Origin of the sequence: Allorhizobium ampelinum S4 (assembly GCF_000016285.1) — a bacterium.
In the GTDB taxonomy this organism is placed as follows: Bacteria; Pseudomonadota; Alphaproteobacteria; order Rhizobiales; family Rhizobiaceae; genus Allorhizobium; species Allorhizobium ampelinum.
This window is the reverse complement of sequence record NC_011986.1, coordinates 1-18,220: the sequence shown is the minus strand read 5'-3', so window position 1 is coordinate 18,220 and position 18,220 is coordinate 1. Positions and strand designations below refer to the sequence as shown.

Below are 18,220 nucleotides of genomic sequence, written 5' to 3'. Positions count from 1 at the left end.
ATGAAAAAGACGATCGCAACGGCGTTTTCGCTGGCTCTAGCTTCGACAGCGTACGCTCAGGTCCCCACAATCGACAATGCTAACCTGAAGGTTGCTCAGGAAACATCGAAAACAACGACCGACATCCTCGATACCAACAAGGAGGTTCTTAAGACCGTCGAAGAAACACTTAAGGCCGTAACGGGTGACCGTGGAAGCGTGCAAAGCCCTATGCAGAACCTTGCTATCGGCAATGGCTTCAGTGTCTCCCAGATGCCGTCCTTCGACAGCTTGATGAGCGGTGGCGTACCGAATTTCGGGAACATGGGGGGCGATATCGGCAAAATCGCCTCCACCTTTATCAACGGGCTGCAGTTGGTGAAAAACCTGTCGGGAAAGGCCGATAGCACATTCTCAGGCGACAAGTCCTATGAGGAGGTGATGAACACGGTTCTCGGCGTTGCGGCTTTGGTGACCGGTTCAAACCAGGCGGTACAACAGCGTACCCAATCCTTCCAGCAAGCAGGTCAGCAGATTGGCAAGGCTGAGGATATCAAGGGCTCGATCGATCAGAATACGCAGCTTCAGGTCCAATCCGGGCTGGTGCTAAACGAAATGATCGGCGTCATGAATGGCACAGTCCAGTCGCTCAATGCTCAAAACCAGCAACGTCTTGTCGATATGTCGAACTCGAAGAAGGCGATGACCTACGGTGATTAAGGCATTCGAGATAGCGGGAACGGTGCTTCTAGTCGCGACCTTTACAGCCGGGCTTGCGGGCTGTGGCACGGCCGCGAAAGAGAAAACGGCACCATGCAAACGGCCCGCCAATATGACGTCTTATGCTGAGGATCCACGTCACGACTGTGGTCCAATGACAAGCGTCAATGGCGAACCATCCGCCGCTCTGGCGGCCATCGGCACAATAGCAACTGAATAAGGATGTTGGGCGATGGAGGATTTCCTCGGTGGGCTTTTGGATCGGATCGAACAGACGGGCGCTAGCTTTACGCAAAGCGCCTATGGGGTTGTTGCGAGCGAAGTAACGCCGCTTCTAACCGTGCTTTTGATTGCCTACGTCGCCTATTACGGTCTTCAACTGATCATGGGAACTGCGCGTGTCAGCGTTGGGGAGGTGATCAGCCGCGTAGTCAGAATGACGCTGATCGTTGCTTTCATAAACTCATGGGGTAACTTCAACACGTTCTTCTACGCCTGGCTGAGCGATACACCGGAAGACGTGGGACGGGCAATTCTCGCGGTCAGCAATACAGGTATCACAGAGCCGACAAACGGCCTTTCGATGATCTGGGAAACGGCCAACAAGGCGGCGGGGGCCTTTGCTGAACAGGCCGGTTATTTTTCTGTTCTTCCGGCTATGGTCGGTTTTCTGATCATGTTTGGCGTCGGCGTGTTTATCGCCGTCGCTCTTGCGATCCTTTTGCTTGCGAAGGTCATGATGTGGGTGCTGCTAGGAACCGCCCCCATTTTCATCGCATGTTTGTTGTTTCAACCTACGCGAAGCTACGGAATGGCATGGTTCCAAAGTGTGCTGATGTACGCGATTATTCCGTTGTTCGTTTACGTGGTTGCTGCGTTCTTGATCTCCGCAATGGATCCAGAGTTGACGAAAGTCGCTGCAGCGGCCGATCAACGCAGGCTTCAACTCGATGATGTTGCAGCTTTCCTTCTTTTGTGTGCCGCCGGCGCCTTCGTGCTTTTCAACATACAGACACTTGCTCAGGGGATTACGGGGGGTGTCGCAGCCGGGATCGGCCAAGTGGCGCGAACCGTCGGAGGCCTGACGGGCTTCAGTGCCCCCGCTGCTGCACTCACAGGAGCGCGCAGTGTTTCCGGCGCAGCCGGTCGGATCGGGATGGCTGCAAGGGAACGTACCCATGCGGGAATGCGGGAAAATATTCGAAATGCAAGCGCGGACGCGATGCAGAAAAGCATCAGCAGTAACAGCGTGCCACGTTAAGCGCAGGCTGTTCAGAGGGGTTTAAGGGCTAGACCATGGCAGATTCAAATGAAGCTCTCCGGAGCTATTTTCAAGACGGCGACAAGTGGGAACAGGAGATTGTAAAAAAGGCAAATCGCTCAAGGACATTCGCTTGGTTTATCGCCCTGATAATGAGCGCCATCACCCTTATGTCGCTCGGGACGCTGGTGATGTTGGTTCCGCTCAAGACCTTCGAGCCCTACATCGTCGAGGTCGATAAAAATACAGGTTACATCGAGGTCAAGACCGGGCTCACGCGCTCGGCAAACCTCACTGACCAGCAGGCTGTCACTCAGGCCAATGTTGTCCGGTACATCCGCTCACGCGAGGGCTATGACCCGTTTGCCATCCAGCAAAACTTTGGAATTGCCGCGCTTCTTTCCACGGCCGATGCGGCCAAGGAGCTCCAAGACGAATGGAGCGCCGCTAATCCGAACAACCCGGGCAGGCGTTTGGGCAGAAACAAGAAAATCACCGTTGACGTAAAGTCGGTCACGTTCTCGAACGCTAGCACTGCGCTCGTCCGGTTCTCGACAACGGAGAGTTCTGAAAGTGACAATATCACCCGGCACTACATCTCTGTTGTCCGCTTCCGTTATACGGACACACCGGAGCGCAACGATTGGCGGTTTGAAAACCCCCTTGGCTTCCAGGTGTACAACTACCGTCGCGATCAGGAAACGGTTACGCCGGGAGCAGCAGGATGAGAGTCAGACTACTTTTTTCAGCGGCCTTCATGGCCGCAACGATGACTCACGCCTTCGGCGCACAGCAGCCTCGTCCGGGCACTTTGGATTCACGCGTCACAAGCGTCGTTTACCAGCCAAACAACGTGGTGAAGGTCTCAGCGACTTACGGCATCTCAACGATGATCATCTTCGATGAAGATGAAAAGTTCGAGACGATCTCTCTTGGCGACACCGACAGCTGGCAGGTCGCACCGTCTGAAAAAGGGAACATCCTTTTCGTAAAACCTATTGCGAAGGGTGTTTCTACGAACATGAATGTCGTGACATCCAAGCGGATCTATTTCCTCGAATTAAATGACTACGCGCCGACAGACGAACGTAAGGTCTTCGGAATCCGGTTTGTGTACCCCGAGAAGGACTTGAACGCATCTCTGCGGAAAGAGGCGGAGTTTAGAGCCGCGAATCCGAACGTAAGCAATATCGACAAGGCCAATGTAAATATCGACTATTCATTTTCGGGTGATGCCGCTTTGAAGCCGTCTATGGTCTTCGATGACGGGAAAAAGACGTTCTTTAAGTTCAAAGGGCGCGTACCAGCGATCTTTGCGGTTCAGTCCGACTTCTCTGAGACCCTTCGGAATTTCAGAAAAGAGGGCGAATACATCGTCGTTGATGGCACGGCGACGCAATACACGCTGCGAGACGGGAACCAATGGACCTGCATTTTCAATCTACGCAAGCCCGATTTTGCAGCCCCTGACCCTGACATCATGGCTCCAAAACCTGATCCGGACGCAAGCAAGCGCAGAAGGAGCGGCAACTAATGAAGCGCAGCCCCGAACTTGAAGCTATGGCGCAGGCTGACGAAACGGATGTCAGCAACAAGAACGCAAAACGGAACCAGACGGCCGGAATGGCTGCTCTGGTGATTTTCGGCGTTATCGCCGCATACATGGTCCTTGCGACCTCGAAAGATGAGCCGCGAGATAATTCCCAGTCAGATGAAGAGTTTCGCACCACGACGTTCCGGCCGCCTGGCTTCGTGCGCGATGGTGAGCCGCAACCTGCCCCAGAACAGCCGGTCGTCGTCTTACCACCACCTCCGCCGCCACCCGAGCCGCCAGCCGACACGACAACGTTTAACGTGCCGCCACCACCAGTGGCTCCGCCTCCGACCGTGGAAGTACCCAAAGTGGAGGAGTTTCCCGAGCGCTTCAGGTCAAAGCTCATCACTATGGACCAGAATTTGGGAGGCAACGGGAATGGTTCGCTGGACGGGTCGGCCAGCGGCCCGCCGTTGACGGTTGCCGGCGAGGACAAGAATAGCCAATACCTCTCGTCCGCGAGCGCGATAGGAGATCGCAGCGCCAAGGCCAGACAGCTGAAGCGCCTCGACGCTTTAGTGCCAGAAGGCACGCTTATTCCAGGCATTCTGGAAACGGCCATCGTGAGTGATCTTCCCGGGCAGATCCGTGCTATTACATCTCAGGATGTCTACTCGTTCGACGGCCGGCGCGTGATCATCCCTACAGGCACGCGCCTAATTGGCGAATACCAGTCGGAGGTTACGCGTGGACAGAAGCGTATCTTCGTCGTCTGGACACGCCTGATCCGTGACGATGGTGCCAGCGTGAGGCTAAACTCAATCGGAGCGGATAGCCTCGGTCGATCAGGATTGACAGGTCACGTTGATAACAAGTTCCGGGAGCGTTTCGGTGCTTCCATCCTTCTTTCGATCGTTGGTGGCGGCGCAAGCTATCTGACGGGATATGGAAGCGAACAGAGTTCAGGTTCCAACAATGATGATGCGCAGCGTGGGGCGGATCTCGCTCGCGAGACGATCGCGCAGACGTTTAGCGACATGGCAAACACCGTGCTTTCAGAAAATCTTCGCATCCCCCCAACGATCAGCGTCCCACAGGGCGAACGCATCTTCATCTTCGTGCGCCAAGACCTCGATTTCAGCGACATGTACGACGATCCGGTTACAGAAGCGATGAAGGAGATCAAACGTGAACGCTCCAGCAGGTAACCCACTGGTTCATGATCCCCACTATTTCCTGACCCGTTCGTTGGAGCCCATCAGGCCATTTCTTGATGATCCAAAGGTTGTCGAAATCGCGATCAACAAGCCGGGCCACGTTTACGTGGAACGGTTTGGCGCGGACCATATGGAGCATCATCTTATCGATGTTCTGACCGCGCAAGAGATAGAGAACATCGGAGAACGCGTCGCCGCCTCAACAAAGCAGTTCTTGAACCAGGCCAATCCAATCCTAAGCGCGGCGCTGCCCACTGGTGAGCGCATTCAGGTCGTTTTACCGCCCGCGGCTCCTGACGGAGGATCCATTACCATCCGAAAGCAGGTCGTCCAGAATTTCTCTCTGGAAGATTACAGGGACAACGGATCGCTCGATAAGGTGTCGGTTGCCGTTGGAGGGTTGAGCAATGTCGATCGCGAGCTCATCGGGTATTTGCGCCAAGAAAAGATCTACGACTTCATCCATACTGCGATCACGAAGCGGGTTTCGATCCTTATCAGCGGCGGCACGTCCTCGGGCAAAACGACATTCTTAAATGCCTGCCTCAACTCAGTTGACCTGAACGAGCGCATCTTGACGCTCGAAGACACGCGGGAACTTTTTCCGCCACAGAAAAACGCAGTCCACTTGGTTGCTTCCAAAGGTGGGCAAGGTACGTCCAATGTGACCATTCAAAACCTGCTCGAGTCGGCACTGCGCATGCGTCCTGACCGCCTTTTCGTGGGCGAGATCAGAGGCGCTGAAGCTTTCTCTTTCCTGCGCGCCATCAACACCGGTCATCCGGGTAGCATGTCCACAGTTCATGCAGACACCCCTATGGGGGCATATGAGCAACTTGCAATGATGATGCAGCAATCCGGCATGTCGGCGGGCTACTCGAAGCAGGACTTAATGTCCTACATTCAAATGGTGATTCCGATCGTCATCCAGCTCCGCCGCGAAGGAGGCAAGCGCGGCGTTTCGGAGATTTTCTTTGCAAGAGATGAAGCATGACGAAGGGCTTCAAAGCCGTCTACCTAGCGTTTTGCCTCGCGGTTGCCTTTGCGGCCTGGATGCTTGGATATGGCGCTGGCCTTCACCTTTTTTACGGCGATGGCAGGATCCTCGATACAACGATACGAAGCAATCCTTTCGCGCCAATCCAACAGTTCTGGGCTTACAGCGATAATCCTACCCTGCAGAAGGTCGCCCTGGGGTCATTGGTGCCTGCCTTCGTGATCGCCGCAATTACTGCATATCTCGGCCTTAGGCCAGTCACGAGCCCATTAGGGGACGCCGCGTTTCAGGACATCGCGGGTTTGCGGATGGGGAAATGGTTCGGCAAGAAGGGGCATATTTTCGGTGGTTTTGGAGGCAAGGTCCTCCGGGCGCAGGACGATCGCCATCACCTGATCATCGGGCCGACAAGGTCCGGTAAAGGTGCCGGTTACGTCATTCCGAATGCTCTCATGCATGAAGGCTCGATGATCGTTACCGACTTGAAGGGCGAGGTCTTCAGGGCGACGGCCGGCTATCGGAAGAAGAATGGCAGCCAGGTCTTCATTTTCGCGCCGGGGTCGGAGCGCACGAACAGCTACAATCCGCTCGATTTTGTGAGACCAGAACGGGGCAATCGAACAACCGACATTCAAAATATCGCCAGCATTCTTGTCCCGGAGAACACGGAGTCGGAAAACTCGGTATGGCAAGCGATCGCGCAAAACGTCATTGCAGGCGCAATAAGCTACATGCTGGAAAGCCCATTCTACCACGACCGCCGCAATCTTGGCGAAATCAACTCCTTCTTCAACAGCGGCATGGATCTCCAGGCTTTGATGAAGCACATCAAAGAGAAAGAACCTTACCTCTCGAAGTTTACAGTCGAGAGTTTCAACTCATATATCTCATTGTCTGATCGAGCCGCTGCATCAGCCCTTCTTGATATCCAGAAGGCTATGCGACCCTTCAAGAACGAACGCGTTGTCGCAGCAACGAACTTCACCGACATGGACCTTCGTGCCATGAAGCGGCGGCCTATAACGATCTATCTCGCCCCGAACATCACTGACATCACGCTTCTCAGGCCCTTGCTGACCCTGTTTGTCCAGCAGGTCATGAACATTCTCACGCTCGAACACGATCCAAATTCTGTACCCGTCTATTTCCTCCTCGATGAGTTTCGCCAGCTGAAACGCATGGATGAGATCATGACGAAGCTGCCCTATGTGGCCGGTTACAACATCAAGCTCGCTTTCATCATTCAGGATCTTAAAAACCTCGATGAGATATATGGGGAGACCTCGCGGCACTCGCTCTTGGGGAATTGCGGCTATCAGTTGATCCTTGGTGCAAATGATCAGGCCACGGCCGACTATGCGTCACGAGCTCTGGGCAAAAGGACCATTCGCTATTCCTCAGAGTCTCGCACCATAGAAATAATGGGACTTCCACGGCGAACGAAGGTCGAGCAAATTCGCGAGCGAGACCTCATGATGTCTCAGGAGGTCCGGCAAATGCCGGAAAATAGAATGATCCTGCTGGTAGAGGGCCAGCGTCCGATCTTTGCCGAAAAGCTTCGGTTCTTCAACACGCAGCCATTCAAAGCTGCTGAAGCCTATGCCCAGGCTCACATCCCAAGCGTTCCGGATATTGAGTACCTTCCATCGAAGCCGGTCCCGGCGACGACTGCAGAATATGAGAATGCGGGAAACGTAGCGCCGGTAGCTGAGCCTTCGGCTGCAGTCCAAACGAACATACCGGAAGCCGGTCCCGCTCAGAAAGAACCGGAAAAGCAGATTCCTGCAGCGGAGGCGCCGGAGCCAGCGCAAGCCACAGCGCCGGCCGCCCCTCCAGCGAAGCGCACCGTCAACCCCGCGGCGTTGACCTCGAAAACCAAAGCCACGCCCGCAGCCCGGCCGAAAGCCCCGAAGCGCAATAGCTCAACGTCAGATGACATCGCACGGCGAAAGGAAATAGAAGCGCTGCAATCTCTTGCAGTACAAAGGCTTCGCGAACAGGTCGAGAAAGCCAGCGCCGGAAAGAACCCGACGAAGCGGAAAAACATCATGGACGTTTTCGCTGCAACCGTTCCAGATCCAGAGACAGCCTGAATATGAAACGGCCCGCTCTCAGGGCCGATAAACTTCGACCTGCTAGAAGGCCTAGAACGGCCAAAAGCCCGCAAGGTACTGGCCCATGTCTGCGAACCAGGTCGCGGCCGCTTCATACCATCCGACGACCGTCTGGTAGACGTAACTCAACACACCAAGGCCAGCGACCAGCAGAATCGCGTAGCCCATAACCTTACCCGCGCCTTCATCGGCTTTTGAATTATCGGCCTGTATCACGAATTTCTCTGTCATGGCCCATCACCGCTCGCGATCGTCTCGATCGCGCTTCCTTTGCTCCGTCTGTTCACGCTCAAGCTCCTCAAGACGAGGAACGTGCTGTTGTGCAGGATCCGTCCGCGTGGTTTCGCCACCTCTCTCCTTGTTTACACGATCCTGCTGCTTGTGAGTAGCCTCCACGTCGGCAAGCTCATGGGCCTCTCGTTCGTCAGGCTGGCCGCGTTCATCCTCGATCTCTGCCTGGAGGTCACGTTGTCTTTCATCAACAACATCCGTGGTTGCTGGTGTCTTGGCGGACCCGTCGGTGTCTGACCGGCCATCTTCACGCTCAAGCTTTTCAATCGCTGTATTCAGATCCTGATCATGCTTCGCAAGATCACGGATGTAACCATTGCCCTCAACCGCAGCCTCTGCAGCTGTTTCGAGAGACTTAGCAAGGCCAGCTTTGAAGCTCTCGCGATCCGTTTCGGATAGCTCGCCGGCGTCGATCATTTGGAGGCCGTCTCTGTAATAATTGACGTTTTCCATCTGTTTGTGGCCGGTAATTACGACATCGCTCCCGTGCGTCTCAGATGCGGCGTTCCACGCCCACCTTCCAATTGCATCACGCACCTCCTCTGCTTCTTTCGCAGCCACATGACGATCAAGAGACTCGACCGCCTCCTTCAGCTCCGGATCGTTATTGCCAACCTCTCGGAGGTAATCGTTGCCACCAACAGCCGTGTCAGCGGCATCTTCAAGAGCGGCATGCAGTCCGGCTTTGTATCTTTCGAGATCGGACGCGTCGAATTCTCCCGCCTCAACTCGCGCGATACCTTCGCGGTGATGCTCGATCTCCATCAACACGTTATTGCCGACCTCGACCATATGCTCGCCGTATTTCGCCACCGCGGCATCCCATCGATCTTCGGGCGAAGCCTGCTCTGTAGTCTCGACTGCCGCCCGCGCTTCGGCAAGATCGGCACCATCTTCCTGCTCAGTCCAACCCCCGTTGGCTCGAAGTGCATCACGCTCTCCGATTTCGACAAGCTCTCTGCGAAGATTGACGAACTCGCGCGCCGCTTCTGCGACTTCCTCAAAAGCGGCCCGATCTTCTGTTCCGGCACTGCGCTCGAGCTTGAAAAGAGCGATTTCAACTTTCTTTTCATAGACCTCAAATTCCGGCCTCGTCTGTTCCCGCATATCCTCTGCCTCCGAAATGATCTTATTCAAAGCTACCATATTGGACCGGTAATCACCGCCGAAATCAGCCTCGATCACTGTTCCACTGTTCAACGCCTGCGGATCCGCAAGACCGGTCTGCAGCGTGTCGCGATACTCGGCCGCATAGGCGACAGTCTGGCGATCGCCGGCCACCGCCGCGATCTTCTGCCAAGTCTCCAAAGCCTTGACCGTATACTGCCTGCTGCGATCACTTGACGCTACGGTGCGTCGACCGGATCGCTTTGCATCGTAGCGAGCCTGGGCAGGTTCACTTGTTCCAACATGCTCAGTTCTACCGTCGCGGTTTACAGCGCGAACCTGATTACGGGTGTAGGCAGGCGCTGAGGCGAACTCCCGTCGATCCGTCATTTCCATATTGATGCCGTGATCGCGCGCCTTCTCGGCCATCACTTCACGCCATTGGCGGAAGGTCGCCGGCGTTGTCTCGATCCGGTCCCCGGCTTCTGATCGCATCGTGACAATAGCATGCGCATGGACATGCGGACGCTTGCCCCCCTCCCCTGCTTCCTTGGTGTCGGTTTCAGGGTCGTGCATCGCAAAGACGTACCGATGTCCAGCAAACTGGTCAGCGAGGAAATCTCGAACAGCGCCTTCAAAGGCTCCTGCATCTGTTCCGCCACGGGCCGACATGATGACATGCATCACATCGCGGCTTTTGCGGCTGTGAAGCTCTTCGCGCCACTCTTTTTGAACGAGATCCCCGGCCGCCTTACCGTCTGCTATTAAGCGTCCGCGATCATCCCGAACCTCGGCACTGTCCGCGATAAGCTCCCGAACCTTCGTAGTGCCGTAATCTACACCGTTTCCATAGCCTCCGAAGGAAAACCTCGCAGCGCCCTGACCTGCGACTGCGCTTGCGTCAAAACTTTGCTGCACGAACCCGGCGGCCCTGGCGTCGGCTGTAAGCCTCTTACCCTGCCCGCTTCGTAGAACGACAAGGCCATCAATCGTCAATGAGCCATCAGCGCGCTCCGCAACGGCATAAACATACCGACGGTCGCCAAAACCGCTCGATAGGATATCTCGCACCCGCCCATGCAAATCCTCTCCATCAGCACTGGCCGCAACCTCCACCGAGAAGCTTCCAATATCTCGGCTCTCGGTCCGGTTCTGAAACAGGTGGTTCCAGTCGCCCCGAACGCGAGCAAGATCTTCACGACCTTCGAGTTTCTCACCGTTTTCATTCTCCACCTTCAACTCACCGCCACGCGAGACGTAGTTGAGCATCGATCCGACGCGTGCACCGCCGCCATAGGAGGCCATTTTCACAACAGCTGGCTGACTACCCTTCGCGATGCTCGTAAGTCGCGCCTCCATCGGGCGGCCTGAAGCCGCCGCGCTACCAGAGGGCATTGAGATCCGGGGAAACTGCATGCGAGGCATCCGCATAGGTTTAGCCTTCGGTCCACCTCCCCCGCGCCTGACCTCCTTAATCTGATGGACGTACTTGAAGAGGTTTTCCTCAGATTGCGCCGCCTTTCCTCCAAGTGACATCTCATGCAAGAGCGCTGCGCGCTTCTGCTCCCATTCACTCGTGAACGCTCCGAAGAAGAACTCCATCCTACTCCTCCCCACGCCGCTGATAGCCAGCACGCCTTGAAAGCGATCGGAGTTCAAGCAGTACAGCGGCCTGAATCGACTGAACGTTAGCTAGGTTAATATCTAGTTCGCTCGGATGAACAGCCTTGCCACTGTTCAGCGCTCGCGCGACCTGGTTCAAGTTCACACCGATCTTGCGCATATCTTCCAGCAACGCCGCCATAATAAGCCGGTCGTCACGCGTCAGAATCGGCCGCACGCCTGCACCCTCAAGCAATAGCGAACGGAAAAACGCGGACACGCTCATATCAGCCGCTTTGGCCGCCTCTTCGATCTTTCCATGTTCGGCATCCGTCAAGCGCACGTTTACAAGCCGGTCTTTACGGGCCTTAGTCGCAGACGTCACCAAACTGTTTTCACTCATCAGCCGAAGGCCTTTCCAGAGCAACGCGAAGGCATCGAGGGCCAGTGCCTCGATAGCAGCAATCAAAACGTAAAACATTTTTGCGTATCCTGCCACCCTTAGCTTTTAGAAAAAACCAACCCCCTTAATCCAACTCCTCGCCCACTGATTCCGACGCTTACGCATCGGCTTCAAAGCATCGAAACGCTCACCAGGGTTCACCGCCAAAACCGCTAAGAAGCCCTTGGTATGGCAGCCGTACTCACCCGCAAGGGACGCTTCGCTCTACGCCCTTGCGGCTTCCGTTCGCCTACCAAAGTCGGCCTTCACGCGGCTCCGGGGTTCACCACTCGAACAGGTCACACGAGAAAACCACACGGTAAGTCGAGTGGTTTTTAGATGTGAATTTTGCATTCTGTTTATCAACATGATGGCAAACCACGTTGCGAACACTCCCCACGGACATGCCGTGTTGTCCTTGCTATGTTTCAATCTTAACTACCTAGTTGACGGCTTATGTGAACACACCGTAGGTTGGCCTCGTGCGGACGTGCTGTGAACGCTTTCAGATTGCCACATCGTGTTTTTGTATCGTTGTTAAGATGTGAACAACCACCAGGATGCTGAATGCGGTTGCCGTTGGGAAGATCGGAAACGATGAGGCCACACGGATGCGTTTGTGCCACCAAGAGGTCGGGCAAAATTTTTGGGAGAGCAAAGGAAGCAACTATGACAATTTGCATGTCCGCAGTAAGCGGGAAAGGTGGCGCAGGAAAAACGACTGCTGTCATTCTTCTAGCAGGAGAATTTGCTCTCGAAGGCAAAAGCGTGCTGCTCATCGATGCGGATGGTCGGCAAAACCTCTCGACTTGGTTCCAACGCTCAATTGACAAAAACTGCCAGCCAGACGGCATAGCGCTTGTGACTGCAGCCCAAGGTGCTGGCATTAGGCAAGTCCTCGAACAGGACGCTGCAGATTATGACGTTGTGATCATGGATTCTCCCGGCCAGGATACCGTTACAAGAGACACGATAATTGCAGGTTCCCAACTGGTAGTAACGCCGATCCAACCAGCGCAGGACGAGATCGTGGCTGCTGGCCAAGCAGCCAGCGACGTTGCCGACATGAGCGATCAGATTGGGCGGCAGATCCCACACCTCATATACAGGACGCGGATAAGCATGCCGAACCGCGCCCTTGAAGAGTATCGTTTAATTCGCCCGTTTGTCGCCAACCTTCAAGAGGGCGGCTATAATTCGCACCTGCTCGAAACCGAACTTGTTGAACGGAACCCCTATCGAGAGATTCGGACCGGCTATGGAACCCTCCAGATGCTTGAGCTAACCGATCCCGTAAAAAAGGCCCGTGCAGAAGCTCTAGCATTCAAGCACGAAGTTGAAAGCTATCTTCAGACGACCGCAAGGGGTTAATGCTATGGTTAAACGCGACACGAGCGTGACAGATTTTGCGGTTGCGCCTCGCAAACCGCGTCAGGAGCCACAAGTCGGCCAGTCTGTGCCTTCCAAGGCAGCTCCGGCCACTCCTGAAGTCGTGGTCCCCGACAAGGCAGCCAACATGCAGCCGACGAACATAGATGCGAGTGCTACCAATCCTCAAGCCGACGTCGGCCCGAACCAACAAAGCGGAAAGCTGATTTCGGCCGACGAGGATGTTCGGCGGGAGCGAACCACAACACGAGCTCTTCGCCAAGAAGCGTCGAGACTGCGCTTACAGGACCTGAAACAGACGAAGGCGAGAGAAAGCAAGCACTTCGTAAACTGCCCTCTCGACTTCGACACCAAGCAACGGCTCGCTCGCGCCGCGGTTGAGAACGAAATTAAAATGACGGTCATCATCAAGACGGCCATAGACCAATACTTGCGGGACAACGGGTATTGATCCTAGACCCCAAATTCCTTCTTGGCGTTGCGTTAGGTGGAGTGCTCGGAGTTGTCCTCGCGCCGCAGGGGGTATTGGTCGGAATAGATCTTCCCGCACTGAAACATTCCCTTCTGGCGCGAACAGTGAATGGGACCGATGTAACTGATAAGGGCGACTGGCCGACTGACCAAGCAGCCAAGGAGCAACTGTTTACCTTATCTAAATGGGATATAGAAAACTACGGCCCCCAGTCCTCAGTTCGCGTTAATCGCTGTATTGGTATAGCTCGAAACGCTCTCGCATGTGAGATGACTGCGAAACTGGGGTGGATCAAAGAAGATACCATGTTGGAAGGAGTCTTCGAGCGGAAAGATGACACTTTAGCTCTAGTTTCGATCAGAATCAAATAGGTGGATATTCTTAAACACGCGCTATATTGCTCTGATCGACGCGATAAATACACCAACACTGAGTTCGCCAATTTGGCTAAGTTTACAACTTGCCGCCGATTGTACACCTTACCCCCAAATTGGTAGAAAGACGGTTTGGTGATTTATAGGAACAGACTGCTGCCAAGTTGGTTCAGCTTGGTACATAATACCGCTCGAAATGCGGATTGAGGCTGAGGGTGATGTCGGAAACGCGAGACCTAATCAAATACAAGAGTTCGAAGGGCCTCGTTGAGACCACTGACGACGAAGTAGACAGGCCGCTATATCGCCGCCTAGGCTTCGAAGGTATCGTGAGTTTCAAGGAAATGGACGAGAAACTTGCCGCGTTTCTGCGCAGGGCTCGCGAGGACGAAAAACTCACCAGAGAAGAATTTGCTTCGATGGTCGGTCTCTCGACAGCCGTGTACGGTCGCTATGAGCGCGCGTTTTCGAGGATGACAGTCACGCGGATGATCCATTTATGTGAACTTCTTGGCTTTCAGCCGATCGACATGCTTTTTGCAGCTGCACCTCATCTTTACGGCCGTACGCCGGAAGAAGCGAAAGATCACCTTGAGCTCTCGCACCTTACACGGAGTTTACCGCACGAAGCCGTGAGAAATCTTATCGGAATTATCGCTCGCATGACACCTGAAGAGCGCCCGGAGAGAGACAAGAAGTAAGGCGGCTAGCGGGGTTTTCCTCGGGCGATGCCATGGGCCACCTAACGCCAGGCACAGTCATACCCATACCCCTTGCAAGTCAGCTTCCTCGCCGGCGTTGCGTGAGACGGAGACAGCGCCGAACATCACCATCTCATCCCGCCTGTCGATCATTCCCAGTATTGGCGCGCATCAATGCCATCAGCATCGGACCTAGCGAAAACTCACCCTTCCCGGCCCGTTGCGTGAGATCACGCAGGTAACCGCCTGCAGAATTGATCTGGCCCCCCCGCTCCAGAATGCAGGCCATGACAGCGGCCGCATTCTCGGGTCCCAGGGTTTCGCAGGCGGTCTGATAGGCGCTCGGGCTGACGCCGAGCATCGAACGAACGACAACAGCGGCTGACATCAGCTCTCGCCAAGTTGCGATCTGGCCGTCCGGACCGTAATCGCTTATCTGCGGGCAAGCCCTCAACACCATACCAAGTGGGAACGCCTTTATCGGCTCCCTCTTCGGTCGACTGATTTCACTCGGCTTTGCGCCCTGCTCGTTTTCGTAGCTAGGTTCAAATTCAATGATGGAGTCGGGTTTTGAATTCTGTATGTGGCGCTCTGTGTGAGCACCATTGGTGCTTACATCATCTGAATTACCCATCAAATCCAGCCGGTTGACGACCTCTTCGTAAAGAAGCTGCATCTCGTCTAGGATTTTCGCCAGGTCGGAAGCTGACGGGGTGCGGGGAATCTGTCGGACGATGTCGAGGTAGACAGCCTCTATCGCCTCCCAGTCGCCTTCAGCCCCCTCCTCAATCGCGGCGCTGATAACCTTTCGAACGTCCCGCCGGCACAGGGTAAGGCTCTCCTTGGCCTTGAGGAATTCGCGGCGATCGGTCGCCACCTGTTGAGCGGCCAACGCGAACTCCTCGGATCGAGCCAAAAGCGGGGAAAGATCAAATCCGAATGCGCGTTCGATCTCCCCTGCCCCATCTTTTCGAGCGTATCGTTTGCCATTGGGGCTATCCTTGCGGACAATCATCCCTGCATCGACAAGGATCGCTAGATGCCGCCGAAGGGTTGCTCCGGACATTCCATTGGCGCGTAGCATCAACTGCGCGTTGGAGGGAAATACCACCAGCTGCGCGTCCTGGCGCAGTTCTTTTTCCGGATAGAACGTCAGCAGTGCATCAAGCACCGCTATCGAATAAGGAGGCAGCTTGTAGAGCTCGCGCGCTTCTTTGACGTCGCGAAAGATCATCCATTTGTCAGCACTCTTGCCCTGCTTGATCTCGGAGACGGAGATTTGCCGTTTCACCAGAGCGAGTGTCATCGGTCGCCGCCCAAAGGGCGTCGTTATATTTCCTGTTTGCATCTCTTCAGCCCTTCACGAAGGCAAAAGGAATCTGCTCGCCAAAACAGCGCCAAAGACTCTTGACTGGGATTCGGGGAAGTGCGATTCTAGATGTGCTTAGTATCGAGAAGGGCTTCCACGACGGTATCGTTTTGGGGCCTTTTTCTTTTGCGGTTCAGTCTCCACTTTCCGGTTGATCATCCTCGAACGCTGCGAACAGGCGATCAAGGTTTTCGGTCAGGTAAGTGCCAAAAGCAGCCGCCTTACCAGAATTCTTGAATGGCTTAAGCGCAATCGTCACACCCGAGCCATTGTTCTTGATGGTTGCTTTTATCAAGTTCTTCGGACTAACCCATTTTTGGTCCGTTGAACCTTTCTTTGAGACTTTCATCTCTTTCGGAATCAAACGTTCGAGCATTTCAAACCGGCTCTCCGGCGAAGCTGCGACGTAATCGTCATGGGTGAGTAGGTTTCGAGCCTTTGCCGCAATCGCAGGGTTCCCCAATGCAGCGCCGATTCCATACCAGCGGTCGCGGCCTGGCGCCCTCGCCTGTGTTACCGTTGCCAGGATATCCTCAGGAAATCTTTCGATCGCCGAAAGCATCTTGGACACGGTCGTTTTATCCGCACCGAGAGCTAGCATGATCGTGTCGCGGCCGAAATTACCTAGTTCGAGATTACGGGCGAACAGGGCGCGCTCTATAAAGGACAGGTCCGCTCGCTGCGAATTTTCCTGTCCTTGAGCTATCACGTGGTCTCTATCTTCGAGCTTCTTGACGACTGCCCGGACAGAAATTCCCAATTCTTTGGCGGCACGTACGCGACGGTGGCCAAATACGGTCTGGAACCGCCCAGTTCTGTCGGGATGTGGACGCACCAGGATTGGAGAATCCTGACCACGAACACTAATTGCCTCAACGAGCTCTCTGAAGCCCACTTCATCCATGCCAACACGGTCGCTGATAAATGAACTGTCGATTAAATCGACGTCCAAATCAACAATCGTTTCGCCTGCAGCTAGTCTCTCTTCCAAATCTCGGGCAGCGTCCGCCCGTGCCGCGAGCTCATCGATGCTTCGCGTCACTGCGCCAAGTGCGCCGAGACCTCTTGTTGTCGGACGTAAGGTCGTGGGAGTGGCGTCAGAGATTGGTAAAGAAGGCGGGTTTTTATCCGCATCATCAAGAAGCCCTGACAGCAAATTCTTACGAGCCATGCCGCTCTCCACTAAATGAGTTTACTGCAGTAAACTTCAGCATCCTCATTTCCTTCCCCACGCTTTGTTGATCAACTCGAGGATCTCGCCATTTACAGCATCCATCGCTTCCATCGCTCTGTCATAGGTCGCTCTTGTGAAAGCGCTACGCTCAACCTCGTACAGTGTCTGGTTTGTCATAGCGGCATCTGAAATCGCTACGCTGCGGACCATTGGATTCAACAGCACATGATTTTTGAACATTGAACGCATGAAGGCCACCATCTGTGCCTGGGGACCGTCCTGAGGATCATGCCGGGTGACGAGGTAGCGAAGCCAGTCCAGGTTCATGTTTCCGCCGACATCCTTCAACGTGCTGAGTATATCCCCAAGCATCTGCAGAAACTGGCACATGCTCATGACGTCAAGCATCTGCGGGTGCACGGTAATGAGAACAGCGGTCGCCGCACAGATCGCACTCATGGTGAGAAAGCCAAGCTGGGGCGGGCAATCGATAAGAACAATGTCGTAGTCGTCTGCGACTGACGTCAATGCTTCATCAAGGCGAGCGAAAAAGATGCGCCCGTAGTCCCTGCCTTGCCCCTGCGCTAGGATACGTGGTGTATCATGCTCGAATTCCATCAGCTCGAGATTGCCCGGGACAAGATCAAGATTTGGGAAGTTCGTCTTGCGGATTATATCTCGAAGGGGACGGCGCTGATCATCATAGCGGATGGCGCCATAAATCGTCTCGTTTTCATGCACGTCAAACTCGGGCTGAAAGCCATGGATGGCCGACAGAGACGCCTGTGGATCGAGATCAACGGCCAGGACACGGTGCCCAGACAGAGCGAGGAACTGCGCTAAGTGTGCTGCAGTCGTGGTTTTACCACTGCCGCCCTTGAAATTCACGACGGCAATTACCTGAAGCCTTTCTCCATTTCGGCGATGCGGTATGTAGTGGGTTCCAGGTCGGGCGCTTTGCTCAAGAAACTGACGCATCTCCTCCATCTGCTCCGCGGTGTAGGATCTGCGGCCTGATGGCGTAACTTGAGGCGTTGGCCCCCTTCCCTCTAGCGAGAGATTCCTTAGGTAGCCACTAGTAACGCCTACATACCGTGCGGCTTCAGCGAGCTGAAACTCCCGCAGATCTTTCATGGCCCGTGGAGGATACATCTCGAGCCGGTGCTGCTTTAACTTCTCAGACAGTTCCTTCGCCTGACCAATGATGAGTTGGTCAACTTCAGAAATCGCTGTCTTTTCGATATGTGCGACATTCACCGCGAAAAACCTCAAATGCGTTTAAAAGCCTACAAAAGCCGTTAAAGTGCATTTAGACGCGATTCTACGAGTCTGGCAAGCGAAACAAGGTTAACGAGAAGTTAACATACACACTCTGCTTGGCCCAAGTTTACCGCAGTAAACTTTCGAGAATGAGGTTGCGCGCGCGAAGACGCTGAGGGCAGCTATGTAAAAGTTGATCGCGGCGCAAGGTGGACCT

Annotated in this window: 17 protein-coding genes; 11 read left to right on the top strand and 6 right to left on the bottom strand. The window is 54.7% G+C overall.

The features are described from left to right. The 8 genes from AVI_RS28575 to AVI_RS28545 are packed head-to-tail and all read left to right on the top strand — an operon-like array spanning window position 1 to window position 7,801. Window positions 1-699, top strand: a complete 699-nt coding sequence (locus tag AVI_RS28575; protein WP_012653020.1) for a type IV secretion system protein — start codon at window positions 1-3, stop codon at window positions 697-699. Beyond that, the gene (locus tag AVI_RS31675) at window positions 692-919 is read left to right on the top strand and encodes a hypothetical protein (RefSeq protein ID WP_012653019.1); all 228 of its coding nucleotides are present in this window, start codon (window positions 692-694) and stop codon (window positions 917-919) included. The genes AVI_RS28575 and AVI_RS31675 overlap by 8 nt, the downstream gene beginning before the upstream one ends. A 12-nt stretch (window positions 920-931) precedes the next feature. Then, complete coding sequence (locus tag AVI_RS28570; RefSeq protein WP_012653018.1) at window positions 932-1,960, top strand: TrbL/VirB6 family protein; 1,029 nt, start codon at window positions 932-934, stop codon at window positions 1,958-1,960. Between the two features lie 35 nt (window positions 1,961-1,995). Continuing rightward, complete coding sequence (locus AVI_RS28565) at window positions 1,996-2,688, top strand: VirB8 family type IV secretion system protein (protein WP_012653017.1); 693 nt, start codon at window positions 1,996-1,998, stop codon at window positions 2,686-2,688. Beyond that, window positions 2,685-3,494: a TrbG/VirB9 family P-type conjugative transfer protein gene (locus AVI_RS28560; protein WP_012653016.1), complete on the top strand. Its 810-nt coding sequence runs from the start codon at window positions 2,685-2,687 to the stop codon at window positions 3,492-3,494. Before AVI_RS28565 ends, AVI_RS28560 begins: the two co-directional genes overlap by 4 nt. Further along, on the top strand, window positions 3,494-4,702 hold the full coding sequence (gene virB10, locus AVI_RS28555) for a type IV secretion system protein VirB10 (protein ID WP_012653015.1): 1,209 nt from the start codon (window positions 3,494-3,496) through the stop codon (window positions 4,700-4,702). The genes AVI_RS28560 and virB10 overlap by 1 nt, the downstream gene beginning before the upstream one ends. After that, entirely contained in the window at window positions 4,683-5,705 is a 1,023-nt protein-coding gene (gene virB11, locus AVI_RS28550) for a P-type DNA transfer ATPase VirB11 (protein WP_012653014.1), read from the top strand. Before virB10 ends, virB11 begins: the two co-directional genes overlap by 20 nt. Further along, window positions 5,702-7,801 (top strand): type IV secretory system conjugative DNA transfer family protein, encoded by a 2,100-nt coding sequence (locus AVI_RS28545; protein ID WP_012653013.1) that lies wholly within the window; start codon window positions 5,702-5,704, stop codon window positions 7,799-7,801. The genes virB11 and AVI_RS28545 overlap by 4 nt, the downstream gene beginning before the upstream one ends. A gap of 51 nt (window positions 7,802-7,852) precedes the next feature. On the opposite strand, the gene AVI_RS28540 is transcribed toward AVI_RS28545, so the two are convergent. The 3 genes from AVI_RS28540 to AVI_RS28530 are packed head-to-tail and all read right to left on the bottom strand — an operon-like array spanning window position 7,853 to window position 11,225. After that, window positions 7,853-8,053, bottom strand: coding sequence for a hypothetical protein (locus AVI_RS28540; protein ID WP_041700145.1), 201 nt, complete (start codon window positions 8,051-8,053; stop codon window positions 7,853-7,855). A 6-nt stretch (window positions 8,054-8,059) separates the two neighbouring features. After that, window positions 8,060-10,822, bottom strand: a complete 2,763-nt coding sequence (locus AVI_RS28535) for a relaxase/mobilization nuclease domain-containing protein (protein ID WP_012653012.1) — start codon at window positions 10,820-10,822, stop codon at window positions 8,060-8,062. A gap of 1 nt (window position 10,823) precedes the next feature. Next, window positions 10,824-11,225 carry a plasmid mobilization protein gene (locus AVI_RS28530; RefSeq protein ID WP_012653011.1) on the bottom strand — a complete coding sequence of 134 codons (402 nt, stop codon included), beginning with the start codon at window positions 11,223-11,225 and terminating at the stop codon, window positions 10,824-10,826. Between the two features lie 720 nt (window positions 11,226-11,945). Here AVI_RS28530 and AVI_RS28525 point away from each other — a divergent pair. The 3 genes from AVI_RS28525 (at window position 11,946) to AVI_RS28510 (ending at window position 14,200) form a co-directional block, all read left to right on the top strand. Beyond that, a complete protein-coding gene (locus tag AVI_RS28525) occupies window positions 11,946-12,635 on the top strand; it encodes a ParA family protein (protein ID WP_417884164.1) in 690 nt (229 codons plus the stop codon). A 4-nt stretch (window positions 12,636-12,639) separates the two neighbouring features. After that, entirely contained in the window at window positions 12,640-13,104 is a 465-nt protein-coding gene (locus tag AVI_RS28520; RefSeq protein WP_012653009.1) for a hypothetical protein, read from the top strand. 724 nt (window positions 13,105-13,828) lie between these two features. Beyond that, window positions 13,829-14,200, top strand: coding sequence for a helix-turn-helix transcriptional regulator (locus AVI_RS28510; protein WP_329606994.1), 372 nt, complete (start codon window positions 13,829-13,831; stop codon window positions 14,198-14,200). Between the two features lie 133 nt (window positions 14,201-14,333). Here AVI_RS28510 and repC read toward each other — a convergent pair whose 3' ends face one another. The 3 genes from repC to repA form a co-directional block, all read right to left on the bottom strand. After that, the gene (gene repC, locus AVI_RS28505) at window positions 14,334-15,548 is read right to left on the bottom strand and encodes a plasmid replication protein RepC (RefSeq protein WP_012653007.1); all 1,215 of its coding nucleotides are present in this window, start codon (window positions 15,546-15,548) and stop codon (window positions 14,334-14,336) included. Between the two features lie 154 nt (window positions 15,549-15,702). Then, window positions 15,703-16,740, bottom strand: a complete 1,038-nt coding sequence (gene repB, locus AVI_RS28500) for a plasmid partitioning protein RepB (RefSeq protein WP_012653006.1) — start codon at window positions 16,738-16,740, stop codon at window positions 15,703-15,705. 45 nt (window positions 16,741-16,785) lie between these two features. Beyond that, complete coding sequence (repA, locus tag AVI_RS28495) at window positions 16,786-18,000, bottom strand: plasmid partitioning protein RepA (protein ID WP_041700143.1); 1,215 nt, start codon at window positions 17,998-18,000, stop codon at window positions 16,786-16,788. Window positions 18,001-18,220: the final 220 nt, after the last annotated feature.